The sequence below is a fragment of the Bdellovibrionales bacterium genome (genome assembly GCA_018266295.1).
Taxonomy (GTDB): Bacteria; Bdellovibrionota; Bdellovibrionia; order Bdellovibrionales; family Bdellovibrionaceae; genus JACMRP01.
Map to the genome: position 1 here is coordinate 148,219 of JAFEAQ010000019.1, position 24,869 is coordinate 173,087.

Genomic DNA, 24,869 nt, shown 5'->3' on the forward strand with positions numbered 1-24,869 from the left:
AATGAAGACGTTACTTTCAATTTTAACTATTTTTGTAAGTTTGAACTGCTTTGCGAAAGGTTCAGGCTCGGGAACCAGCGGCGATAGCTACTACCGCGCAAACAAAACTTGGAACACGGATGTATTAACTGAGAAGTTCCCGGGGCAGGTTTATTATATGGGTAAGAAACAGGCTGAGATTGAGTTTGCCACTAATAACGGTGGGGATGATAAGGTTGAGATTCGGTCTTTGCGTCCTGAGGAGATTGCGGATTCAGGTTTGATTGATGGATTGAAACGCTCTCAGCAATCTAAGAAATGGGAGAATGTTAATCTTCCTGTTAAGATCGATATGAATCGCACCATCCTCAATAAAATGGGTGGAATGCAGGTTCGATAAAAGGAAATCATAGTTAGTGGTAGAAAAGGCGCTGAGTTTAGTGCCTTTTCTACTCTTCGCTGCAAATTAAACTTAGGCTAATTTCAATGCAAGCTCCGTTCTGCACGTCAGTAAATTGAATTTTTCCATCCCACTTTTCAATATTTTGAATCGCGTAATACAGTCCTAGTCCATTTCCTTCTGGCTTAGTGGTAAACCCTTCTTTGCCGAGTAAATTTCTAATATTTGATGAAAATCCTTGGCCATTATCTTTTAGAATTATTCTTATGCAATTTTCCTCAATATAGCTTTGATATTTTATTTCAGTAGCCTTGGCATCAATTGAGTTTTGAATAAGGTTTTTTATAATTCTGTGAAGTTGGGACGAGTTTCCAGATGCAAATTTTTTAGAAGCACTCTTGCTTCCGATGCTATGGAAAATTTGAATCCTTTTCTCGCTTGAGAAACTCTTTTCAAGCTCTTTTTCAAAAAACTCAAAGTTCAAGTAAGCATTCGTGTCGTCCGGCTGCTTGATATGGAATTCTTTTTTTAAATTCAATATTCCATTGGCAATCATATTTATACTTGCAACAGTTTCTTTAAGAAAATCTGACAGCTCATTAGATGAATTCTCATTTTTTAAAGCATGCGCTATCATGTTTAAAGCAGACAAAGGACCTCGAATATCATGTGCGGCCTGAAAAAGTGATTCCTGCAATATATCTGATTGTTTGTTTTTTGTAACTGTCAGCTTAGGAATACAAAGATCAAAGGCAAACACGTTGGTGCATCCTTTAGCTAGACCTGCTTCGTGTACTGCATCGACAAGAGCGTTATATTTTTTCAGAAAATCATTAATAATTTCGCCATCAGCTAACATGACCCCAAGACTGTTTGGTACGCCAGAAACTATTTTTGTGCTCAACTCAGCTCTAGATTTTATATAAAGCTCAACAATTTCCTTTCTTGTTAGGTGGTTCTCCCCGATATCCATGAGCTTTTCATTGGTGCGAAATCCAAATTCAGTTTTGTGAATTAGGTTTTTGTTTAAGAGCCAGCTAAATGATTCGCTGGCGTGGTCCATGGAAATGTTTAATCTTTCGGATATCCATTTCGCATTTGCCTGAAAGTCTGGCGAATCTATTAACGCATTAATAGTACGTTTGACCCAACTAGAGGCAAATTCGATCAAATCTTCTTGGGATAGTTCCGGTTCGATTTTCATATTCATAACCTACAATCATAAGCGTTTTATTAATAAATTTAAACAAAATTTGTTTTTCGACCGAAAATGTGCGGATGTCTAGAAAATAAAAAAGGCGCTGGGTTCAGCGCCTTTTTTATTTTTATGATCCTTGCTTTGTTGGACAACGAAGTTGGAAAACTAGAAGCCGAATTTCTTTTTTAGGTCGTCGACGGCTTTTTTGCCCTGCTTTTCGATTTCTTTTTTGCCTTGGTTCTCGGCGTCCTTCTTGGCTTGATCGGCTTTGGCTTCAGCTTGTTTCTTTTGGGCGTCTAGCTGGGCTTGAGCCTTCTTCACTTCTCCGTCGAATTGTTCGCGGATCTGCTTCACTTGCTTGTCAATCTGCTCGCGTTGCTTGCCGATTTCTTTGTTCACGTACTCTTCGATTTGCTTACGGGCTTCTGCAATCTTTGCCTCTACCTGTTTACGCAAACCTTTTTCGAGCTCGCTGCCTAAGTTTGATGTCACATCGAAGCTCACCGCTGGCAAATAACCAGAGGCTTCACCCGTGAGGGTAATCACCGGCAATCCTGCAAAAGTGTTCTTCAAGATGCTGTTGATGTTGCCATCTTTTGCTGACACTTCGAAATTGGCTGTTGTGAACTGATTGTTCAAATTCATTTTGAAATCGCGCAGCGCTTTCAGCGTTCCATCGATGTTGAGCTTGCCCGTTGCGGAGTTCAGATTGATCGTCACGTCCGAAGAGTTCACGAGCTCTGCCGCATTGATAGGGTAGGAGCCCACCGCCATCTGGTAAGTGATGAGGCTGTCTTCTTTGGTGTTATCCACAGTCATTTTCAAGAGCAAATCTTTGATCTGATCCGCAGGGAAATCACCTTCAAGAGTGGCCACTGTCGGACGGCCCACCAAAGCTTGGTTGGAAGTGATATCCAGGATTTGACCTTTGATATTGCCGGCTTTTGGCGACATGCCTGCTTGAGAGCTGATCGCAGCTCTCTTCACCCAGAAGAGTGGGTAAGAGTTCTTACGGCCGAACTCATATGTAATCCCTTTTTCACGAGGGTGCGGCTGAATTGGTACATCATCAGGATCCACCGGTTTGTTTTTATCCTTGCCGGTGATTTTGTTCATGTACTTCGGTGGTACGTACTTTTCAGCCATCGCACGGTAGCGATTGATCTTCGCCATGTATTTGCCGAGGTAACGGTTGAACAAGGCACGCGTAAGTTCTTTGGTGTTGATCGAAGGAATACGGAAGCGAGTTTCCAGTGCTTTCACGTCGGCCTTAATCAAAGCATCGAGAGATTTTACGTCGGCATCGATCTTCTTGAGATCCTTTTCAAGCTCTTGGCCTGTAGAACCGATTTGCTTGTAGTAGGCGTCGCCTTGTTTGAGGACCGCATCGAGCTCCTGCAATGAAGCTTGGAGCTCTTGTGGAGTTTTGAAATCCTTTGTTTTGATTTTACCAAGGCGGTCATTCAAAGCCTGGATGTCTTTACCTTGAGGTAAAGTTTTCAGTTTGTCGTCCCAGTACTTTTGTCGTTCCTTGAGGTTGGCTTCGATCTCGGCTGCTTTCTTTTTGGACTCGAGCGTGCCTTCGATTTTGCCTAGCTGAGCGCTGGCGTTTGTACCGCCCAAGATGGCCGCAAGGTCACCGAGCATATTGTCAGCGTACTCTTGCTGGGCTTTTGCGAGAGCCTCTTCTTTTAAGCGCTGAGCCTCTTGTTCAACCATGCCAGGGCCTGGTTTTGGTGGAGGCGGCGGTGGAGCGACTTTACCTGGGTATTTACGAGCAGTACCGAATTGAATGTTTTCAATCACAGCCTCGTTCACGAGGATCTTCGCGCGAAGAAGCGCGTCCCAAGACATGCCCCAACGGACGTCGCCAATTTCAATCACATTCTGAGTTGGTTTCTCAGCGTCTGTGATTTGAATTCCTTGAACGCGAAGGCTTGCATTGAAGAAGCTCGTTTCAACTTTGGCGATATTCACTTCAGCGCCGACACCTTTATAGCCGGCCCACTCCATTCCGGCGCGCAACTGCATGTCGAAGAAGAAGTGGAAGTAAGCAAAAATAAGAACGCAGACAATCACGAAGGGAACAACTGCATTCCAGCGAATAGGACCTTTTACTTTTGGTGTTTTTGTTTTTTCAGCCATGTTCATTACCCGTAGAGATCCTGATATTTGTTGTACCAATTATAAACTTTTGTAGCCGCAAAGCTCTTCCAGATTTTTGTTCCTTTAAAGCGAGCCACAACCGTCACACGGTATTTGAGGATCAAAGAGCGGAAGATGAAGAATGCTGGAATCACCAAGATCAGGCCAACGATCATTGAGCCCATAACAATCGAGTTGTTAAAACGGGTCATCGGTACGAGCGGCATATTGTACAACTCTGTGAAGAGTGGACGTAGTGACGGAGTTTCGAGAACTGCACGGCCCAACTGATCTGCAACAGGGTCAAAAAGAAATGCCACGAATTTAAAGAAGAACGCCGCGAGGAAAGCAGCGCCCATCTGAATACGGAAGAAGAAAATTAAAAACAGAATCAGGAATGTCTGAATGGATAAAAACGGGGAAAATCCCAGGATCAATCCACAGGCAAGGCCCGAAGCAAGTTGGTTGGTTCCAGTCTCTGAATTCAGTAACCGGAAGAACGCGAATATCTGCTTTAACAGCAAAGTCATATCTTCTCCTGATTGGGGTTAGGGTCTTCAACAGGGTAAAAAGGCCTCTAAGCATTGGCAATCTTTTGATTTTTCGCAGTGAGTATAAGAGAGTAAATATTCGCCGTATGAGCGAAAATGAAAGAGAAACGACGAGAGCAGATTGCAAAACTCTCGTGCTTCTCAACAGGGGCTTTGGTAACATAACACTTCGAGAGTGAGTGAAAAGTATGAGTGAAAAGTCTTTGGCAGGTTTTGGCGAGCAGGCGTGTTTGTTTCTGGATCGCGACGGTGTGATTGTTCACGATGTCCCTTACAATACAGATCCACAAAAAGTAGAGCTAAAGCCCGGTATCGTTGAGCTCCTTCAAAAAGCTCATAAGATGGGCATGTGGGTGACGATTGTGAGCAATCAATCGGGTCTCGGTCGTGGGTACTTTTCCTGGAATGACTATCGCCAAGTACATCAGCGTATTTGCCAGCTACTAGCCGCTCAGGGCGAATGGGTCGATCTTGCTTTGTGTGCACCTTTCTATGAGGGCACCGAGTTCAAGCAAGCCCAGGCTCGTCCTCACTACCGTAAGCCCGATGTTGGTATGTTTAAACATGCAGAAGAAGAACTCGGCGTGGCTTTTTCAAAATCAATTATGGTGGGTGACAGTGCGACGGATCTGATTCCAGCGTTTCAGTCGGGGATTCGTAAGCTTTATCTCGTGGCTTCGGATAAACAGGCCGAAGAAGTGAAGAAGCTGGAGAGCCATCAGAAGGCCCATCCTCAGTTTAAATACCAGTTGATCTCGGATTTCTCCGAGATCGTTTTCTAACTAGATACTAGATTTTTGCTAGTGCGGTTTTTAAGTCTTGAATGATGTCATCGGCTTTTTCTAGGCCGATACTCAAGCGGATCGCGCGTGGGTCGATTCCAGATTCATCCTGCTTGTCAGAAGGAATTGCTGAATGGGTCATGTAGCCCGGCACTTCGATCAATGTTTTGTTCAAGCCGAGACTCACTGCCAAAGTGATCGCGTAAGAATTATTGGCAATATCATCCACGAACTGTTGGCAAGTGGTGAGGTCGCCTTTGAGCTGGAATGAAATCATCGTGCCTGGAGAAAATTCTTCCTCAGGAGAGAGGAGATATTTCTTCGCAAGCTCATACTGTGGATGAGATTCAAGGCCCGGGTAAGTGACTTTTTCAACTTTGGGATTTGATTCTAGGAACTGAGCCACTTTCATTGCCGTTTTCTGTTGCTCTTCAAAGCGCAATGACTGAGTTGAGATCCCGTAAACCAAGATGTGCCACGCAGAGTAGGGGTGAATAATTGCGCCGAAGTCTTTGCGGCCGATTCTTAGAAGAGTGTCGAACTCTTTACGAGTGATGACTGCTCCACCCATTTCGGTTCCGAAGCCCGAAATGTTTTTCGTCAAACTTTGGATCACCATATCCGCGCCCCATTCGAGGGGGCGAAGACCCCAAGGAGTCGCAAAGGTATTGTCGACAAGGATCAAGATCTTCTTATCATCAGCGCGCTTTTCGTTGGCCTTTTTAACCAGGCTTGCGATTTTTTCGATGTCGATGATTTCAAGATTTGGATTGGAAACAGATTCGAAGTAAATCACGCGAACTGTAGGATCCTGGATTTCTTTTTCAAGATCTTTGGCGTTGAGATCCATCATGTGGTTTTTAATGCCAAGACGAGGAAGCCAGTTTGTGATGAGGCTATAGGTGCAACCGTAGAGCGTGCGGTGAGCAAGGATCTTATCGCCGGCTTGCATGCAGGACATGATCGCTGTGGAGATAGCTCCCATACCGCTGGCGAAGCTGACAGCGCATTCGCCGGATTCCATCAGAGCGAGTTGCTCTTCAAGCATCTTGGTCGTGGGCTCTTCGAGGCGATCGTAGATCCAGATCGGTTTGTCAGTGGCCTTGCGTTCTTCGCCAAAAGCGACGAAGCCTTGAGCACCGCGCTCGAGTGAACCAAGACGGAAAGATGTTGATGCGGTCATTGGCGGCACGATGTGGTGGCCGAACTCCCAGGCTTTGGTGGTCGAAGCGCCGTGAATGGCGCGCGTACGTTGACTAGCTTTGGTTGACTTCATATGGCACTTTCTCTTTTCTTTGCATGTAGAAGAAGGCCCCGAACAGTCCGAATACAAATTGAGCTACCTGAAGCGCGGTGATCACCGTTGGGCCTAAATCTGTTGCGTGACCGGTATAAATATTAAACAAGAAATAAAACGCCGCTTGCCCCACGCCGACGCCGGCAGGAGAAATCGGAATCGCCGTCGCCATAAAACCGAGAGGCGCGACGAGGAAGTAGGTCGACCAGTTCATCTCAGCACCCAAGCCAGACGCGTGACCGGCAAGAATCATAAACATGATCGAGAATGTCTGAGCCAAGAGACTGATTGCGATGCTGCCAAGGAGGTTTTTATAGTCACGGCCATAGAGGTGGAGAGATTCGTATATGCGTGTGGTTTTTGAAGCTCCCGGCAGTTTTTGCAAACGTCGGTTCACGCTGCCGCGTTTGTGCAGCTTCTGTGAAAAGACGAGTCCAAGGCCCAATGTGGCTGCCGTGAAAAGACCCACGATCACGAGGAAAAGAACATGCAAAGAGCTGTTGCTTTGTACGAGCTGCCAGTCAAAAAGCATCGCGAGCAAGGCCATCAAGATCATCGCGTAAAGTCCCAGCACGCGGTCCATGAGAACGCTGGTTGCTGCTGCCATGCGGGACTCTGGGAAGTCCTTGGCGAAATAGAAGGCCTTTACCAAATCTCCGCCGACGCCACCTGGCACTGCGAAGTTAAAGAAGATGCCGATCATGGTGAGCTTAAAAGTTCTCCAAGATGGCAGGTGATGGCTTTGAGTTTGAAGCAAAATGCGCCAGCGCTCGCTGGTAAGGTACATATTGGCGCCCACAAGCAGGAATGCTGGAATCAGGTACTGAGGCTGAAGCAAATTCGCGAGGGCTTTAAAGTTCAATTTTCCGGATTGCACGAGCCAGTAGATAAGGCCTACGGAAAAGACGATTTTCAGAGCTTGAATAAGAAAGTTTTTGGCCTTTTTTTGCATGGAGGCAGACTAAACGAATAGGGGCGGAGTTTGCTAGATTTTTTCGGCTTTACGCAGAGGGAAAAGGCGAATGACATTCCGAATCAATCTGGGCTATTTGTAGACGATTTTGGGGCGTTTTGGTTGTATGTCTCTTTGGTCAGGAGGATCCGTCGTGATTCCAGCAATTTTATCAGGTGGCAGTGGCACGCGTTTGTGGCCCGTATCTCGAGCTAATTTTCCGAAACAGTTTTGTGATCTTTTCGACGACTCTTTGCAGAGTCTGACAATTAAGCGTTCGCTAAAGTTGGGAACGCCGTGGATTGTGACTGGGGCGGCTCTCAAAACCTTGACGGAAGCGAACCTTAAAGACCTCCATTTACAAAACGTAACGACGATCTATGAACCGGTTGCGAAAAATACGGCACCTGCAGTGGCGGTGTTGGCGTATGTTCTTGTTCAGCGCGGAATGGGCGAAGAGATTGTCGGCGTCTTTCCGTCAGATCATCTGATTCAAAATACCGATGCCTTTTACAATGCTGTTGCTGAAGCGGAAGTACTCGCTCAGAAGGGTTTTGTTGTTACTTTGGGTATTAAGCCTGATCATCCGGCGACGGGCTATGGCTACATCCAAAAAGATAGAAGTTCTAATAAAGTTTTGAAGTTCCATGAGAAGCCTTCTTTCGAGACGGCTGAGAAGTTTCTCGCTTCGGGCGATTTCTTCTGGAATGCCGGTATGTTTATCTTTAAGGCGAAGACGATGCTGGAGAAATTCCAGAAGCTTCAGCCTGAAATTTATAAAATCGTTTCTCAGTTGAAAGCGGATATGAGCAACCTCAATGAGGTTTATGCTCAATTCCCGAGCATTTCTATCGACTACGCAGTGATGGAAAAATTGAGCTCTGATGAACTCGCGTGTATTCCAGCGGACATGGCTTGGAGTGATGTTGGCTCATGGGATGCTGTTGCCCAAGTAAACGACGGGCAGCACGGTCCTAAGTCACTCGAAGTAAAGGGCCATGACAACTTCGTCTTTGGTCGCGAAAACAAAATGTACTCGTTCGTAGGCACGGATGACCTGATTGTCGTTGATACGGAAGATGCCTTGATGGTCGTGAAGAAGGGTGAATCTCAGGAAGTAAAACAGGTCGTTGAGGCTTTGCAGAAACAGGGATCTTCATTAGTTAAAGACCATGTTTTTGAAAAGCGTCCGTGGGGAGCCTTTGAAATCTTGCGTGATACAGAACACTTCAAATCGAAGGTGATTACTGTGAATCCAATGTCACAGCTTTCATATCAGTCTCATAGCAAGCGTGCTGAACACTGGATTATCACTCGCGGTGAAGGGGAAGTGGTTTTGAATGACCAGGTGATCCCGGTAAAAGCGGGCAGCCACGTGTATATTCCAACACAAGCGAAGCATCGCATGCGTAACACCTCTGAAACTGTTCTTGAGTTCGTAGAGGTACAGCTGGGCTCTTATTTCGGTGAAGACGATATCGTTCGATACCAGGACGATTATAAGAGAACATAAGCAAACTTAACGCGTGACTGTTTGGTAAAAGTTTAGTGAAATTTTGTTCATGGGCTTTTACAAAAAACTTCTCGTGATTTTGGGTGTCCTTGTTCAGTGTCAGTTTTCCCAAGCCAATGTGCTTGGGATGGACGCGCAAACCTTTAACCCGACAACGAATGGCCTCGATTTCGTGACAGTTCACTCCTCGGCGACATTGGATCCCGGGATTGTGAATATCGGTTTCTTCTTGAACTACGCGGTGAACTCTTTGCCATATATCTATGGCGTGAGTGGCGCCGGGCAAACGCGCACGAAGTTTAATGATACGCTCTTTTCATCGGACTTGAATTTCGGTGTCGGTTTGACGGACAACTGGGATATCGGTTTTTCTTTTCCCTATTTGATTTCACAAAACGTAGAAGATGGCAGTCAGCTAAGCCGTTATAGCCAAACGGGCATTACCGGTCAGCGCATGAACACGAAGTATCGCTTTTATAATGGCGACACTTGGGGCTGGGCTGTGGTTGCCTCTGCGGATAAGAGCTTGGTTGAGAACAATCCTTATACGGGCGAGAACCCAGGACCAACGTTCAACTTGGAAGTCGCTACGGATGTGATGCTTTCTGAAGTTTTGTTGGGCTTTAACCTTGGTCATCGCTGGCGTTCTCCGGGGACGAGTCTGGCTTCAATTTACGGAATTTCTCCGTTGCCGAATCAATGGATTTATTCAATGGCCGCGAGTTACTTGCTGAAGAGCCTTGATACGAAGTTGATCTGGGAACTTTACGGAAGCTATCCTGATGGTAAGAGCAGCGATGCAATCACTCAGAACGTATCGGATCGTGAGAGATCTTCGCTCGAAACTCTCGTGGGAATGAAGTACGACTGGAATACGAATCTTGCGATTCACTTCGGTGGCGGGACTGAGATCTATCACGGAACGGGAACTCCAGCGTGGCGTTTGTATTCAGGTATTAACTACGCGTTTGGTCCGGTTTGGGGTAAGAAAGATTGGCCGCCGGCTGTGGAACCAAGACGTGACGTGAAGACTTTGCCGAAGGTTCAAAACTTCACTCTGACTTTCTTGCGTTTCAAATTCGACTCGACCGAGCTTGATCCAAGTTCATACAAGAATCTTGATATCGTCGTGAAGATGGTGCGTGAAACTCCGAATGTTCAAAAGATTACGATTGAAGGACACACGGATTCAGTCGGTTCAATCGTTTACAATCAGAAGCTGAGTCAGGCTCGTGCGACGACTGTAAAAGACTACTTGAAAACTCACATGCCTGAAATGAGCAAAGTGGACTTCCAGGCGATCGGTTATGGTCCAACCCGCCCTATCGCGAATAATGGGAACTATCAGGGCCGTGCGAAAAACCGCCGGGTCGTCATCCGTGTCGCTCGTAAGATCATGGTGGGTGATAAACCTGAAATGGAAGAAAGTTCTCTTACATTCTAAGAGTAAGATATTATTTTTGTGAATAACCGGGGACCTGTTTGCTCCACTTTGAGCGAGGCCCGTGCTGAAGATGATAGTCAAATCGCCTCATGACCCATAAGTGAATAACGGCTTGAGTGTATTTGTAGATATACCAGGGAAGGCTCGGCGAGAAATTGTGAATGGCGGCAAGGATGTACTTTCCGTTCAGAACCTCGCGGAACTCAAGCCGGGAATCTTTCGGATTATCTTTTGAAGCCAGTAAACCGCCGACGATGTAGAAAAGCTGTCGATCCGGGGAACTTCGGGTTGTTGAAAGTTTTAGTCTTAGCAAGCTCTTTCGTAAAAAGAAGAATCGAAAGCGACAGATCGTTTCGTCGGATTGAACCATAAGAAATGGAAAAAAGAAGTGGGGGAGCCATCGCAAATATTCATGCGCGGCCCACTCCGCATTATGTCCTGCCGGCAAATGCAGGCGCTGAACTGATCTTACCAGAGAAGCTTCGTGAGAGCGCTTACGGATGGTCTTATGTGTTTTTGAAAGCGTGGGCTTAAGCTCCTTCATCTCGTGCGCTAAAGACTCATCGAGAGTCTGATAGGTATAGTAGGGAATCAGCAATTGCCTTCGGGCATCCGGTAGCATATTGCTGCGAAGGCTTTCGACCAGAGGTTTGATCAATGTGGGGCTTGCTCCGGTGATGATGCGAACCCAGAGGACCGACAGCCGTGGATTGAAAAAGGGAACCGCAACGATCCAGCGTTTTTTTCCGAGGAGTTCGGCTGTTTTCAGCATGAGATCGCGATACGTCAAGGTGTCAGGGCCCGCGAGGTCATAGGTATGGCCTTGAGTCTCGGGATGATCGAGGCAATAACACAAACTCGCAATGACATCGCGAACGTCGATGGGTCGTAAAGAGTGAGTCGTCCAATGCGGGCAGAGCATGAATGGCAGGCGTTTTACCAAAAGGTACATCATTTCAAATGATGATCCGCCTGCGCCAATAATCAGACCCGCGCGCAAACTTGTCAGGGGAATACCGCTCGCTCGGAGAGTTTCTTCGACTTCCCAGCGGCTTTGCAAGTGTGGTGAGAGGCTTTCTTCGAAGGGAATGATGCCGCCCAGGTAAAGGATCCGCTGAATTCCATTTTTGCGGCAAGCGCGAACAAAATTGTCAGCGAGGATCAGATCCGTGTCGCTGAAGTTTGCTTGACTCAGCCGCGCTGATGGGAGCATCGAATGCACAAGATACACCGCTGTGTCTGCGCCAGCGCTCGCCTCTTCGATTTGTAAGAGTGAAAAGAGGTCACACTGACGCCACTCAATATGAGTCGCATCTTTGAGGGCCGGAGGAATATTTTGATAGCGCTGAAGAGCGATGACCTTATAGTCTTTCAAAGCCAAAAGCAGCCGCTGGCCGATAAAACCGGTGGCTCCTGCGACAAGAATGGTTCCTTTGGGCTTTGAGTTTTGCATACGGCTATTTTAGCCCATTTTTGTTGGCGAAAGAAAGTAGAGAGACGGGGAAGAGAACGGAGGTGGACCGCCCTCTTCCCCAGGCGCCCTAGTGGGCGACGTGACTTGGAATATAACGGCTTTCTGGTTCCGAGCGCGGCCCCTTCAGAAGCTCGTTGAATCTGGAGCTGTATTCCTCTCCGAGATCTTTGCGAATGTCCAAGCTCAGCATTTTTGATAGTTTTGGAAAGAACTCTTTTTCTTCCTCTTCAATATGGTGCTTAAGCATCTCACACACGACGGTGAATTTTGCTTCCCAGACATGCTGTTCGCTGACGGTCTTCAGTTCTCTCAAAAGATGATCGACGATTCCGTGTTCTTCGAAGCCCTCGAATGCAAAGTGATTTACTTTGCTGAGATCTGTGACATTAGAATAGAGGGCGACCTCTTCACTTTGTGCGTGGGCGGGCACCACGGTAGACATTTTTTTGAAGAGTCTTTTCTTCGCTTCAAAAGTCGTCTTTTTCTGTAGACCTGCGGTGTAAAGCTTTTTGATCGTTTGATGATCTCTTTTAAGCGCGCTGACAAGTTCCATGGTATGTCTCCTTTGTCGATTCAACATTCTTAACGTTGAATCATTTAGAGGAGCTTGTCAGATCTTTGTTTGGAAAAGTTTTTGCGAAGAAAAATTCAAATCGCGTCACTGTATATGGTCAGGGTGCTTATTCTTCGAAGACATATCTCGCGAGGGTTTGGAAGAGAACCTCGAAATCGACAGGCTTTGTCAGATAGTCGTTGCAACCCGCTTCAATGCAGCGGTCTCGATCTTCTTTCATCGCGTGAGCTGTGAGTGCAATAATAGGTTTTTTGTAACCGCCAAGACGTAAAGTTCTTGTGGCAGTTCGTCCATCCATCACCGGCATTTGTACGTCCATCAAGATCACGTCAAACTCAGAAGAAGATGCTTTTTTAATCGCCTCTTCACCATTGTCAGCCAATGTGACAACCATATTTTGATTGGAAAGAATGCGATTCAGCAGCAGACGGTTAATTTCCGAGTCATCGACGAGGAGAACGGACTTGCCTTGAACCCGTGAGAGAGCCCGGGCAGTTTCCTCTTTAGTGAGTTTTTCGTTTTTAGGTCCCTTCGGAGTTTCGAAAGGAATTGTGACGGTGAACACGCTGCCCTTGCCAGGAATGCTGCTTTCAAGCACGACATCACCTTGGAGCATCCGTGCCAAGTGGCGGGAGAGAACCAAGCCAAGGCCGGTTCCTTCATGTTTGCGGGACAAGGAATTGTCCACTTGGCTAAAGCTTTTAAATAGCAAATGTTGCTTATCGATCGGGATGCCGACGCCGCTGTCTTTGATTTTGAAAATGAGGCGGTCATTTTGAGCTTCGCAACGAATGGCCACATGTCCATAATCTGTGAACTTGATGGCGTTTCCTAAGAGGTTCATCAGGATTTGCTTCAAACGCTGAGGATCTGTATTAACGTAGTCGGGGAATGAGTCCTGGACATCGACAATGACTGAGACTTGTTTCTTGCCGAGTTTTGCTTCGCAAAGGACGCGGACTTCTTTGAGCAATGTCTTCAAAGAGAAATCACGTTTTTCAATCTCTAGATAGCCCGCCTCTACTTTCGAGAGGTCTAAAATATCGTTGATGATCTTGGTTAAAGACTCGCCGGTTTTTTCGATAATTCCGACGTACTCGGTGCGGTCTTTTTCTGACAGGTTCGGATCTTGTAAGAGTTTGGTGAAACCAAGAATCGCGCCGAGCGGAGTCCGCATCTCATGACTCATATTAGCGAGGAAGAGGCTCTTTAAACGATTGGCTTTTTCGCTGTTCTTCAAGTCTCCGGCCATTTTGTTAAGAGTTTCAGCTAATGAGGCGAGGTCGTCACCGGTACGGATGGGAATTTCATGTTCAAGATTACCGGAACCCAGGGCTTCAGCCGCCACTTTCAGTTCGCGCAAGCGAAGAGTAAGGCTGCGGGAAATCGAGAAGGTTAAAATCAGACCTGTGGTTTCAACGGTCAGTACGGCGAGAAACAGTGTTAGCAGCAACATATGCTGCATCCAGCGTGAACCTTCTCCGAGAGCCGTGGAGAAGCGAGACTCCATGCCTGTGAGATCGTTATTGATCTGTGAGATCTCTTCAAGCGTCGCGAGGATCTCACCATTGCTGGAGTTAGAGGAGATCTGCTGGTGAAGTTGCTGACCAAGAATCGTGAGGCGGTCTACCATGGCGTCTGCTTCAGTCCACAAAGCGATGGGCTCGGCGATATATTTTACGTTGCGGAAACGGTCGATGAGTTTCGCGAGACCCTCGACGTCATCCGGGTGATTCTTACCCTGTAAAAATCCGCCGCGCACTGTTTCATAGTTATAGGGGTCGTTTTCGAGAATTTCATGGCGGCCGGCTCGGTCTCCGAGAATGACATCGATCTCATTAAAGAATTTTTCGTAGTAGTTTGGATCTTTGGTGCGGGCATAGTCGAAGAGACTGATCACCGCTTCTTTTTGAGCTTTAGACCAGAGGCTTTCGCCATTGACGAAGGCCCGAGCGGTCGACAGCGTGTTCATGGCAAACAGCATCGTTAAGAGTTCTGACATAACCAGGAAAGCCATAACACCGACAACGATGTATAGCTTGTTCGAGACAGATAGGTTTCGCCAGAGAGATTTAATTTTCATAATTTGCGCTCAATAACAGCAACAATCTTAACCTGCTTTGTGTGTCATAGTTCAGGATATGTCGAATCGCAAAACGTCCCATGGTTTATATCGTTTTTTGGGAAAAATTACAGTGAAAAACACCCTTTAGAAAGAATCGTCACATGTCGTGCTTACTCTGGGAGCGTCATTGCTAAATTGAAAAAAGTGGGAACTATCTCGAACCAAAACGCTCCAAAAAGCGGAAATATTTGGGGCTATCTGCAGTAGGCTTTTTCTGAGCGCGATTTGCTGGACCAAAGCAGTGAAGTGGAGCGTTCCTCGTTAAAAAATGACCCCATTGGCCCGATATGTAATTGATGGATAAGTCTTCGTTATTCCATTTTCTATTAAGGCAATTCGGAACGCAGTTTGGGGTGATCCTCCTGATTGCTTCCAGCGTTTACTATTTCCAGGGAAATACCTCCAAGGAAGATCTCTATAGTCTTGCGATGCTCATGCAAACCCGTCAAGCCGTCGAGCAGGCGAACTTTCTAAGTCAGCAGTACCTCAATTCGGGCAAAGTGAAAGATCTTGATGAGTACAACAAATCTATCGTGCAGATGGGAAAAGTCGTCAGTGAGCTTGCGGATGGGCTTAAAAAATTTCCGGATCATCAAAAGAAGTTCGCTGAAATTCAGAAAAAGACGCGGGTTTATTTTGTTGCGATGAATGAGCGCCTTGAGAAACGTCAGCGCAGTGGCGTTGGTCATGGAGACCGCGAAATTGCCAATGCCGATGGCTTGAATGAAGTGCTGAATCTGATCGATGTTATGAATCGGGATATTCGCGACAATACTCTGCAGCCGTTGACGGTCGCGGGTAAAACTTATCCGCTGTCCTTGTGGTATTACCTAGTGGGCATGGTGATTGCGGTGTACTCAATCTTGATGAGTTATCGTTTTCAGACAGCTCTTCAAGAGGAGCAGAAGAAGGATATTTCGGATCTAAAAATTCAGTCGATCCTGTTGGATGGTATCCTGAATAGTATTAGCGAAGCCCTCGTAGTTGTTGATGATCAGGGGCGCTTCACGCGTTACAACACGGCTGCGCAGAGAATTATCGGCAACAAAACAAAAAGTATTTCTTCCGAGCAGGATGCTCAGGACTTTGGTTTCTTTGATGTGAATACCATGCAACAACTGTCCGTGAACGAACTGCCTTTTGCTCGGGCGCTTCGAGGAGAGCAGGTCGAAGACCTCGAGATCATGGTTCATAACGAAGCGAATCCACAGGGAATGTATATCAGTATCAGTAGCCGCTATTTGCGTGATATTGACGGCAGTATTCACGGAGCGCTTGCGGTTTTCCGCGACATTAGCCGCCGGAAAGCGACGGAGCAGGAATGGCTGCGCGCGCGTGAATCCGCTTTAGAAACGGCTCGTAAAAAATCTGACTTCCTCGCGGCGATGAGCCATGAGATCCGCACTCCGATGAATGGTGTGATCGGGATGTCGACTTTGCTTGCAGAGACGAAGATGACTGAAGAACAGAAAGACTATGTTGGGACAATTAAACGTTCTGCGGAAGCACTGCTGCGTCTGATTAATGATATTTTGGATCATTCAAAAATTGAGGCCGGCAAAATTCAGATTAATCCTCGTCCATTTGATCTACGTCAGATGTGTGAAGATATTATGGAGCTTTTTCATCCCGCAGTTCGCGAGAAAAATATTGGCCTTGAAATTAGTTATCTGGGCCGCGAAGAATGGGCCTTTGTCGCAGATCCTGAAAGGCTGCGCCAGATCCTTGTGAACTTGATCGGTAATGCAGTGAAGTTTACAGAAAAAGGCTATGTGCGCGTGGTGGTTGAGTGTCAGAAGTCCTATGCCGGAAAATCTTCTTTGAAGTTCTCGGTGACGGATACAGGGGCGGGCCTCAGCGAAGAAGAGAGTCAGTTGCTCTTCCAAAAATACGTTCAGACAAAGTCAGGAATGAAGTTCGGCGGCACCGGTTTAGGTCTGTCGATTTGCCGTCAGCTCGTAGAGTTGATGGGAGGGCAGATCGGTTTGAGCAGTAAATTGGGCTTAGGCTCGACATTTTGGTTTACGTTAGATTTACCGGAGACGACGATTCAGCAGATTCCAGCACAGCAAGAAAGTACTTTTGCCGCCATCTTCAAGGGGCATGTCTTGTTGGCAGAAGATCAGCCGGTCAATCAGCGCGTTGCCGTGACCTATTTGCAGAAGCTCGGGCTTGAAGTGGATGTCGCGCAAAATGGCCAGATTGCCGTGCAGAAGGCCCTGGCGAAACGTTACGACGTGATCTTTATGGACTGTCAGATGCCTGTGATGACCGGTTATGATGCGACAAAAAATATTCGCGCTCAACAGCAGGGCGAGCGGACTCCGATTATCGCGTTGACGGCAGAGGGAACGAGCGGTGAGCGCAATACTTGCCTTGAGGTCGGGATGGATGACTTCTTGACGAAGCCTCTGGAGCTGGAACGCTTGATCGGGGCTTTGCATCGCTGGATTAAAACCGATGCACCTATTTTAGATTTAAAGGCTTTGGAAAAATTAAAATCATACGTTGTGAACAACAAGAGTTTGACTGAAGCCTTGATTGAGGACTTTCAGAATACGGCTCCAGGCTTGGTCGCAAGTATGAGAACAGCTTTAGATTCCGGGAATTTAGAAGAAGCTCAATCGGCGGCGCATGCGTTGAAATCAACCAGCGCGACGCTGGGAGCGACAGCTTTAGCGGGGCTCAGCGAGCGCATTGAAGATGCGTCGGACTTGGATGAAGCCAAGGCGCTATTTGCCGGTGTGGATGAACAATTAAAGAAAAGTCTGGCCGAGTTGCAAAAATACTCAACTCGGGCAGCGGCGTAAGAGGAGTAAGTATGGCGCACATTCTTATTGTCGACGACCAACAAAGCGTATTGATGACATTGGAAGCTCTTTTAAAGAGCGATAATCATCTTGTTACTGCCTGTACCAATGCAATCGATGCCATGGATAAGTTGAATAAAGAACCTTATGACATGGTGATCTCTGATGTGGTGATGTCTGTTGGGGGCACAGGGCTTGCACTTCTTCGCACCATCCGTGGGCAGCCGAAGATTGCGAAGATTCCGGTGATTTTGTTGACCGGAAAGCGCGAGAAGTCGGATGTTGAAAAAGGTATTCAGGCCGGTGCGGATGACTACGTTGTAAAACCTATTGATCCGGCGTTGTTGCTGGCGAAGATCAAAGATATTTTGTCCCGTTCTGTTCAGGCAGCACCACGCTTTGCGGAGGCCGCCGTAAACATGAAGGCTGAGATGGAAACTAAAACCGATATCATTTCTATTTCTGAATTGGGCTGCACATTGAAATCGAATGTCTTTGCTTCACCTGGCGCCGTGATTAAAATTCATAGCGATGTTTTCAAAGACATTGGTATTGCGAATCCTACTCTGAGAATTATTTCTGTCGAAGAGGCGGCGAGTGCCGATGGTTTCCGTAAGTTTACAGGGAACTTCGTGGGCCTCAGTGAAAAAGAACTGACTCCGCTGCGCCTTTGGATCCGCGCGAAAATGCGAGCCGCGTAGAGCGGTGTCAAGAAGCCACCGCTAAAAGATACTTGTGATTCTTTGAGCGGTTGTTTAGGCTATTTTCAGCAAGGATGCGAAAATGGCAAAACAAGACGATGAAGTCCCTCAGATCAAAAACTATCTTTCTATTACTTCCTTTCTGCAAGATATCTACCTCTATAGAAAATCTCTGAATGCCGGTTTCTCCTATGAGAGCTGGGCCGCGGAGATTGGTTTTAAGAGCCGGTCTTTTTTGAAAATGCTTATTGATGGCGAGCGTGCGATCACCGCTCCTACAGCAGAGACCTTGTGTGATGCTTTTTCTTTTTCAATGGAGGAGCGCTCTTACTTCCGCCTGCTTGTGAGCTATTGCCAAGCTCGTGATAATGAAGAAAAAGAACTCTATCTTGAAAAGATTTTTGAAAATCTTGGACAGCACCGTGATTTAACAGAGATTGTGCACTACAATGAGTTTCTGTCTTCGAAGGAGTTGCCAAAGCTTTTGGTTCTTTTAAGTTTTAGTGATCTTGATAAATCACCGGCGGGGCTTGCGGGGTTCTTAAAACAGTCCGTCGAACACGTGGATCAAAACCTCGCAAAATTGAGAAAGCTTGAGCTGGCTTCTGTGAATGCAACCACCGGCCAATGGGAGCCAACAAAGAAGAACTTCAAAGTGCCGAAGAGCTTTTCAAATAGAGCGCTGACTCATTACCATAATGAATCTCTTTTGGAGGCCATTGAAGCACAAAAGTTGCCGCCGCATCTTCGCCGATTCCGAAGCTTGTTATTACCTTTGGAAGAAGAGGGCTTTGAGAAGCTTTTGAATGACATTGAGTCTTTGATTTCAAAAAGTGTGGCTAAATACGATAGCGAGAAGTTGGAAGGCAAGCGCCTTTACAAGATGAACATCAATTTGCATCCCGTGACCGAAAAGCATGCTGCTCACAATTCTGAGCACGAGTCGACCGAGACGTGTTCTCAAGGGTGAGATCAGGCCTAGACTTCTAAACAGATACCAAACCGGCGATACTGACTCCGTGATTTAAACATACAATCAAAGGAGTGCTTCGTGTTTCGTTATATGTTGGCAATGGGTTTGGTTTCTTCGCTGGTGGGATGTGCTTCGACACAAATGAATGTTTCAGAATTACGAGCTCCGGCAGGGACTGGCGACGTCGACTCCTCTCAGATGTCAGAGTTTGGCACCATTGTAAGTTATAAATTGCCCATTACTCGAAATGGCAAGCAAACAACTCGCGTGGCTAGCAGCTATTGGGTTGGCGAATGGCCTATGCCGATGATAGATGTTTTGTCGGATTTTCCTGGAACGACGAAGATTTCCGCCTACACGAACTTACGCAATCCTCGAGAGCAGGATAAGGTTGCTTGCACGATTAAGAACGGCGTCTACCATCCTTGGTCAAATAACGATCCATCGGCGGCGAACTATTATACTTTGAGTGATGTCCAGGATTACAAGGCACTTCGTGATGTAACGTATAGTGCATATTCCTACAAGCAAAAGAAAGAAATTAAGATGAAGATTCCGAAGGGCGCGTTGATCACAAACGTCGTTTATGGCTCTGAAGGGTATTGTTCAGCCACGCTTAAAATCGGTAAAACACTTCGTTCTATTGATGAAGCATGTTCATTCTTTATGGAGAATAAAGATTTTCAAAAAATTTCCGCGGATGACAACTTTAGCGAGCAATGGATTTATATGACATGCGAAGAAAAGGACTCCTCCGGCAGGAACGTCAAAGCTTTTGTCCAAGATAAGTCTTTGCAAGCAGAGCCAGGAGTTAAAGACGGCTGTCCAAAAGCGTATGGCGTTGCTGGAAGTGCAAAGGACTGCAGTGCGAACTAATGAACTTTGTGAATGTGAACCGTGCCATTCTGAGCTTTGATTTTATCAAGCTCGCTCTGAAGCACGGACATACGGTCATAGGTAGCAATGTAATGATCAGTGGCAAGACCTTGCCATGAATGAGAGGCGGGATCTCGATTTGGCTCTGCCTCTGATTTTATTTGTCCGCCGCGAATGATCAGACGGTAACTTGTTTTACTTTTTGCGAGCTGGAAGTCGATATCCGAATTTAGCAGCGTCGTGAGGCGACGTACACGATTGTAGGTAGCGCCTGCGCGGATAAAGTGACGCTCGAATTTATCGGCAACATCTTCTGCAGTGAGCGGGATTTCTTCGTTCTCTTCCTCTTCGAGGATTTCTTCCTCGGTGTCTTCTAAGATTTCCTCTTCTTGTTGCTTTCGGTACCACCAAAGACCGACTGCGAGAATCGAGCGCATCGAGCTAAATATATACGGTTCAAAATCGTGGCGTTCGCAGAAGATCTTAAAACCCTCTTTGAGAAGCTCTGGATCCATTTCTTCATAGAACATCAGTGTATTGAAATCATTTTGCTGCAGAGATTCTGCGAGTTTTAGCATCGAATCAAAAGCCATGGCACTCGAAAAGGGCCCAAGAGTGTGTTCTTTGTCTTGAGCAAAGCTGATCGAGGTAAAATCGCGATTAAAAAAAACCAAAGCGCGATTGCCGGTTTTAAGACTGATATTGTAACGCGGATTCAGCCGTTTGATCTCGTCCGTTTCAAGCAGGGCTGATTCCAGCGGACTATTGCATGGAGTAACAACCAGGTCCCAAGTTTGCGTGAGCATTTCAAGCTTGCGTGGATCGCGATTCTTTTGTCCGCGGAAATAGCTGTTCACGCGGCTTTTGAGCGAGGTTGCTTTACCGACGTAGAGAACTTCTCCCCACTGGCTGATCATGCGGTAGATACCAGGCTGATCGGGCAGGCTGAGACGCTTTTCTTTCGGAAGTGGGTATTCGTATTTTGTACGTTTCTCTTTGGGCGTTTCCGCGAGCCAAGCGCGAAGCTCGGTAAAATTCGTAATGCCTTTTTCCGCAAGCATTTTGGTGAGGCCCTGCCAGATCACGCGAGTGGCGTTGATGTAGCTTTGGCCGCGTTTCACATCGCCCGCGTTATAGCCAAAATATCCTGCAAGCCCCTTGATGCCTCGACTCGGCAGATTCGGCATCAGGCGCTTAGCGATTTCATGTGTACAGATGACTTCAAAGGGAAGTTCTTCGCCGAAGATGTGCTTGAGGAAAGGTTTTTCAAACTGGGCGAAGTGAATGATGGCGACAGCTTGCTGGTCTTCAGCGAAAATGCTTAACACCTCGTCGAGAGGTTTTGCCTCTTCCATGTCTTCATCAGTAATACCGGTGATGGCTTGAATGCGGTAAGGCACCTTTGTGCCCTCTGGCTGTGCGATCAAAAAGCTTTTTGTGGAACTGTCATCGCCCCAGGCGATTTCCAGAACATTGCTATTGTCAGGTTTAGCACCAGTCGTTTGCAGATCGAGAAAGAAATAATCCTGGAAGCTCATGGAGAATCCTCCCAGAATCCGGTGATGTCAGACAAAATACTTTGTGAGACGAGCTCCTGCGGGCTTTCATCAAACCAACCCTGCGGCATGCACTGGGCGTAGCTAGATTGTAAAAAGCGCGGATCCATCATCACGATCACACCACGGTCCTTCTCAGAGCGAATCACCCGGCCGGCAGACTGAATTGCTTTCGCCATGGCAGGGTAGACATACGTATAATCAAAGGCCTTGTGCTTACCATAGGCGGCTTCGTAATAGGATCTTATTTGTTCACGCTCAAAGTCAAAAGTCGGCAGTGCCGGGCCTATCACAAAGGCCCCAATCAGCATATCACCTGCATAATCAATACCTTCCGAGAAAATGCCCCCTTGAACTCCGAGGAGCAGAGTGGGCTTATCACCACTTTTGAGTTCGTCTAGATACCCTTTGACGAGGGATGGTTTCATTTCGCGGCCTTGCTGCAGAATCTGATACTCCGGCAAATTCAAGAGTGCGCGAGCCTTAAACAGGAAATCAAAGCTTGGAAAGAGTGCGATGTAGTTACCAGGCTTGAGGCGCACCACGCGCTGAATGACATCCGCAATACGAGGGGCGCTGGAGTCGCGGGCGCTCAGCTTGGTTGAGATCTGTGGAATGATGAGGAGCTTACGATTCTCTGTCGGGAATGGTGAGGTGAACTCGACTGTCTTTGTATTAGGCAGAGTAAGGCCCATCAAAGTTTGATAGTAATCAAAAGGCTTCAGTGTGGCTGAGAAGGCGACGACGTTCTGAAATTCTTTATAAACCTTTTTCAGATGCTCAGAGGCATCACAGCAAGTCACTTTGAGCATCTCGCCGAGATAGTTGCGCTGATAAGTCTGAAAAAACGCCGGTCCGACAAATTCGAGTGCCGCCATAAAATCAGACCAAGTATTCGAAAGGCGAAGCACCGGATCCTGTGGCTGAATTTCCACGTCGGATTCAAGATAGCGTAAAGTAAAGTCACGGATTTTTTTCTCAAGCGCGGCGAACGGTTCCGGATCAATTTTGATCTTCCGTGGACCGCCTTCGCTATACCCTTTGATGAGCGCAATAGCCTCATCGAGGAGTTCTCCGCCCTGTTTGACAAAGCGAATATCAATCGCCGAGAAAGCTTTTTCAAAGGCTTGTAATTGCTCGACGGTGATGGCGGGCGAGAAGTAGTCCTGGGCTCGCGATGGCAGGTTGTGGGCCTCGTCGATAACAAGATTGGCCTTTTCTGAGGGCTTCATTAATGGTTCTGAAAGGCGACCAATGAGGCCACGGGGAGCAAAGACGTAATTGTAGTCGCCAATGACAACGTCCGCTCTTTCAATCGCTTCGACCGAAAGTTCAAATGGGCAGACTTGGTATTCTTCGCCAAGGCCTTTAAGTTTTTTTGCACTGAGACTGCGAATTTTTCCGAGTTTGTTGATGAGATCGTTTTCTTGCAGTTTTTTGTAATAGTCTTTGGCGAATTCGCAGTATTGCGGATTGCACATGACTTCGGCCTTTAGGCACATCTTGCTTTTGGCATTCAGAGTGAGCGCGCGCACCTTAGAGCCTTTTTCTTGCAAGAGCTCTAAAGCCTCTTCGGCCATTTGGTGCTGGGAATTTTTAGGTGTGACGTAAACGACTTTTTGGCCGCGGGCCAAAGCCTCTTTCAGCGAAGGATAAAGCACGCCCACAGTTTTGCCCAAACCTGTTGGGGCTTGGACGAGCAGAGGGTTTTTTTCTATTAAGTTTTCACTGATGCAATCGACGAGTTCTTTTTGTCCTGGGCGCGGTGCTTCGAAAGGAAACTCGAGAGCTTCTGCACTTTTTTGGCGTTTTTTAAAAAGCTTCTCGCGGATTTTGGTTTCTTCAACCAGTTCCGCCAAGCGAAGTGTCAGCCAGCTTTCATAGCCGGCGACATCAAGCTCTACGACAAGATCATGAGACTTGAAGTTGCGAGAAGAAACCAAATGCAGGCGCAACTCGGGAATCAACCCTGTTTGCTTGTATTGGATATAACCATAAGTACGAAGCTGCCACACATAAGGATGATTTGGATCTTTTGCGAGCTTCTTATAGAGTTCGTCGATATCGAAAGTCGTTTTGATTTCTTCAATCGTTGTGCCGTCACTTTCGATGATCCCATCGGCGCGGCCGGAAACAACAAAAGTATATGGAGCACAATCAAATGCATGGCTTAAGCGTTTTTCCGCTGTATAGCCCTCGACTTCACGCATACGGCGAAGCTGAACTTGCTGGTGAATTTCTTGGCCGGAGAGCGGAGGGGCACCGTAGCCCGAGTGTACCTCGATGCTTCCTACCCGAGGGCAGGGGACAGAAAATTGTCGGGCGTCGATCTGGATTTTTCGCACGCAGCTATTAAATAGCCCGAGGACAACACGGTCAATCCCAACAATGCGCGATTGTGTCAGTCATTGCGGAAAAAGATCTTTTTACTGCGAAAAACGAAGTTGCTCGGCGATATCAGTAGACAACATTTTAATCACATACTAATAGCCAGATAGAATATTTGCTCTCTGCTCCGATCCTGGAATCCGCCGCAGAATTGCGTTTCGGAACGATTCTGTGTGCGAATCAGGACTATTCCTCGACTCGAATTTGCCTCCTTTTGCATCGACAATAAAACAGCAAAAACACAAGGAGGAACCATTATGAAGACAACTCTCTTCAATAAAACAGTAGCCGTTTTGGCTGTAGCAGCTCTCTCTCTGACAGCTTGTAAAACAAGTTCTGATGCTGCTGAATACATTAAACACATTAAGCTTTCGAAAGATGCTCAAACTTTTGAGTACTCCACGACTTTCAGTCAGAACGTGGAAGTAGATATGGAAGCTGAATTCCCCATCGGCAAATACGGCACAGTGGCTTTTTATAAAGACGACGCAGGACTTTTCCACGTTGGTTTGAGAGCAAGTTTCAACCTCTTCGGTGACATCAACTTGACTCCAGTTTCTAAATTGCCAACAGGCATGAGCTTCCCAGCGATCGTATCCGGTTCACTATACCAGTACGTTGTGAAGTCTATTCCCGGTCAATACACTGTGTATGCGTACTTCAGCAACTTGACGGGTTCAGATGCTAAGAAGTTGGCAGGTGTGGCGATTCAGTTCGAAAATATTAAAAACAACTTCCCACAAGTGACGATCACTCAAAGTTTCTTCACAAATGACAATAAGAAGTTCGCTTCTTTCACAGTTTTCGGCCCAGCGACTGTTGATGGCAAGCAAATCCCAGGCGGTATCTTCCTCGTGGGTGACATCAATCAGGCGATCGATTCCGGCAACTTCAACACCAATTCTACAACGATCGGTGGTAAAGATGCTGCGAACTACAAGACTGAAAAGCAAAAGCAACAGCTTATGCGTAAAGTTCAAAAAGCTTTCGAAGCTAACGGCGTAAAATTGCACTAGTCTGGGCAATTTTGTTAAAAGTCTATAACCGGGCTCATTGAGGTCCGGTTTTTTTATGTCTAATTTCATCAAGTGACGAATTTGTCGGCTCTTTGTGGGGGGCCTGGTCAAAGCA

The 24,869-nt window shown here is 46.8% G+C and carries 19 protein-coding genes; 9 read left to right on the top strand and 10 right to left on the bottom strand.

The window, feature by feature from the left end:
* Position 1 precedes the first annotated feature (1 nt).
* Positions 2-379 carry a hypothetical protein gene (locus tag JSU04_18015; protein MBS1972207.1) on the top strand — a complete coding sequence of 126 codons (378 nt, stop codon included), beginning with the start codon at positions 2-4 and terminating at the stop codon, positions 377-379.
* A 49-nt stretch (positions 380-428) separates the two neighbouring features.
* On the opposite strand, the gene JSU04_18020 is transcribed toward JSU04_18015, so the two are convergent.
* The 3 genes from JSU04_18020 to JSU04_18030 form a co-directional block, all read right to left on the bottom strand.
* Positions 429-1,583, bottom strand: coding sequence for a DUF4423 domain-containing protein (locus JSU04_18020; protein ID MBS1972208.1), 1,155 nt, complete (start codon positions 1,581-1,583; stop codon positions 429-431).
* A gap of 159 nt (positions 1,584-1,742) precedes the next feature.
* The gene (locus tag JSU04_18025) at positions 1,743-3,728 is read right to left on the bottom strand and encodes a TIGR03545 family protein (protein MBS1972209.1); all 1,986 of its coding nucleotides are present in this window, start codon (positions 3,726-3,728) and stop codon (positions 1,743-1,745) included.
* Positions 3,728-4,252 (bottom strand): TIGR03546 family protein, encoded by a 525-nt coding sequence (locus JSU04_18030; GenBank protein MBS1972210.1) that lies wholly within the window; start codon positions 4,250-4,252, stop codon positions 3,728-3,730. The genes JSU04_18025 and JSU04_18030 overlap by 1 nt, the downstream gene beginning before the upstream one ends.
* Before the next feature lie 209 nt (positions 4,253-4,461).
* Between JSU04_18030 and JSU04_18035 the strand changes: the two genes are divergently transcribed.
* Entirely contained in the window at positions 4,462-5,055 is a 594-nt protein-coding gene (locus JSU04_18035) for an HAD-IIIA family hydrolase (GenBank protein MBS1972211.1), read from the top strand.
* Positions 5,056-5,062: 7 nt separating this feature from the next.
* Here the strand turns inward: JSU04_18035 and JSU04_18040 are convergent, their stop codons facing one another.
* Both JSU04_18040 and JSU04_18045 read right to left on the bottom strand, forming a co-directional pair.
* A complete protein-coding gene (locus JSU04_18040) occupies positions 5,063-6,331 on the bottom strand; it encodes an aminotransferase class I/II-fold pyridoxal phosphate-dependent enzyme (GenBank protein ID MBS1972212.1) in 1,269 nt (422 codons plus the stop codon).
* The gene (locus JSU04_18045) at positions 6,312-7,304 is read right to left on the bottom strand and encodes a flippase-like domain-containing protein (GenBank protein ID MBS1972213.1); all 993 of its coding nucleotides are present in this window, start codon (positions 7,302-7,304) and stop codon (positions 6,312-6,314) included. The genes JSU04_18040 and JSU04_18045 overlap by 20 nt, the downstream gene beginning before the upstream one ends.
* 127 nt (positions 7,305-7,431) lie before the next feature.
* On the opposite strand from JSU04_18045, the gene JSU04_18050 reads away from it, so the two are divergent.
* Positions 7,432-8,817, top strand: coding sequence for a mannose-1-phosphate guanylyltransferase/mannose-6-phosphate isomerase (locus tag JSU04_18050; GenBank protein ID MBS1972214.1), 1,386 nt, complete (start codon positions 7,432-7,434; stop codon positions 8,815-8,817).
* A 49-nt stretch (positions 8,818-8,866) separates the two neighbouring features.
* Positions 8,867-10,261 (top strand): OmpA family protein, encoded by a 1,395-nt coding sequence (locus JSU04_18055; GenBank protein MBS1972215.1) that lies wholly within the window; start codon positions 8,867-8,869, stop codon positions 10,259-10,261.
* 10 nt (positions 10,262-10,271) lie between these two features.
* Here JSU04_18055 and JSU04_18060 read toward each other — a convergent pair whose 3' ends face one another.
* From JSU04_18060 to JSU04_18070, 3 genes are all read right to left on the bottom strand, one after another.
* A complete protein-coding gene (locus tag JSU04_18060) occupies positions 10,272-11,714 on the bottom strand; it encodes an NAD(P)H-binding protein (GenBank protein ID MBS1972216.1) in 1,443 nt (480 codons plus the stop codon).
* Positions 11,715-11,802: 88 nt separating this feature from the next.
* Positions 11,803-12,288 carry a hemerythrin domain-containing protein gene (locus JSU04_18065; protein ID MBS1972217.1) on the bottom strand — a complete coding sequence of 162 codons (486 nt, stop codon included), beginning with the start codon at positions 12,286-12,288 and terminating at the stop codon, positions 11,803-11,805.
* Between the two features lie 127 nt (positions 12,289-12,415).
* Positions 12,416-14,392, bottom strand: a complete 1,977-nt coding sequence (locus JSU04_18070) for a response regulator (protein MBS1972218.1) — start codon at positions 14,390-14,392, stop codon at positions 12,416-12,418.
* A 338-nt stretch (positions 14,393-14,730) separates the two neighbouring features.
* Between JSU04_18070 and JSU04_18075 the strand changes: the two genes are divergently transcribed.
* The 4 genes from JSU04_18075 (at position 14,731) to JSU04_18090 (ending at position 19,794) form a co-directional block, all read left to right on the top strand.
* Positions 14,731-17,244, top strand: coding sequence for a response regulator (locus JSU04_18075; GenBank protein MBS1972219.1), 2,514 nt, complete (start codon positions 14,731-14,733; stop codon positions 17,242-17,244).
* Between the two features lie 11 nt (positions 17,245-17,255).
* On the top strand, positions 17,256-17,945 hold the full coding sequence (locus JSU04_18080; GenBank protein MBS1972220.1) for a response regulator: 690 nt from the start codon (positions 17,256-17,258) through the stop codon (positions 17,943-17,945).
* Positions 17,946-18,027: 82 nt separating this feature from the next.
* The gene (locus tag JSU04_18085) at positions 18,028-18,915 is read left to right on the top strand and encodes a TIGR02147 family protein (GenBank protein ID MBS1972221.1); all 888 of its coding nucleotides are present in this window, start codon (positions 18,028-18,030) and stop codon (positions 18,913-18,915) included.
* Positions 18,916-18,996: 81 nt separating this feature from the next.
* Positions 18,997-19,794 (top strand): hypothetical protein, encoded by a 798-nt coding sequence (locus tag JSU04_18090; protein MBS1972222.1) that lies wholly within the window; start codon positions 18,997-18,999, stop codon positions 19,792-19,794.
* Here the strand turns inward: JSU04_18090 and JSU04_18095 are convergent.
* Both JSU04_18095 and JSU04_18100 read right to left on the bottom strand, forming a co-directional pair.
* Complete coding sequence (locus JSU04_18095; protein MBS1972223.1) at positions 19,791-21,332, bottom strand: GIY-YIG nuclease family protein; 1,542 nt, start codon at positions 21,330-21,332, stop codon at positions 19,791-19,793. The genes JSU04_18090 and JSU04_18095 overlap by 4 nt on opposite strands.
* Positions 21,329-23,695, bottom strand: a complete 2,367-nt coding sequence (locus JSU04_18100; protein ID MBS1972224.1) for an ATP-dependent DNA helicase — start codon at positions 23,693-23,695, stop codon at positions 21,329-21,331. Before JSU04_18100 ends, JSU04_18095 begins: the two co-directional genes overlap by 4 nt.
* A gap of 300 nt (positions 23,696-23,995) precedes the next feature.
* Here JSU04_18100 and JSU04_18105 point away from each other — a divergent pair, with 300 nt between their 5' ends.
* A complete protein-coding gene (locus JSU04_18105; GenBank protein MBS1972225.1) occupies positions 23,996-24,754 on the top strand; it encodes a hypothetical protein in 759 nt (252 codons plus the stop codon).
* Positions 24,755-24,869 lie beyond the last annotated feature (115 nt).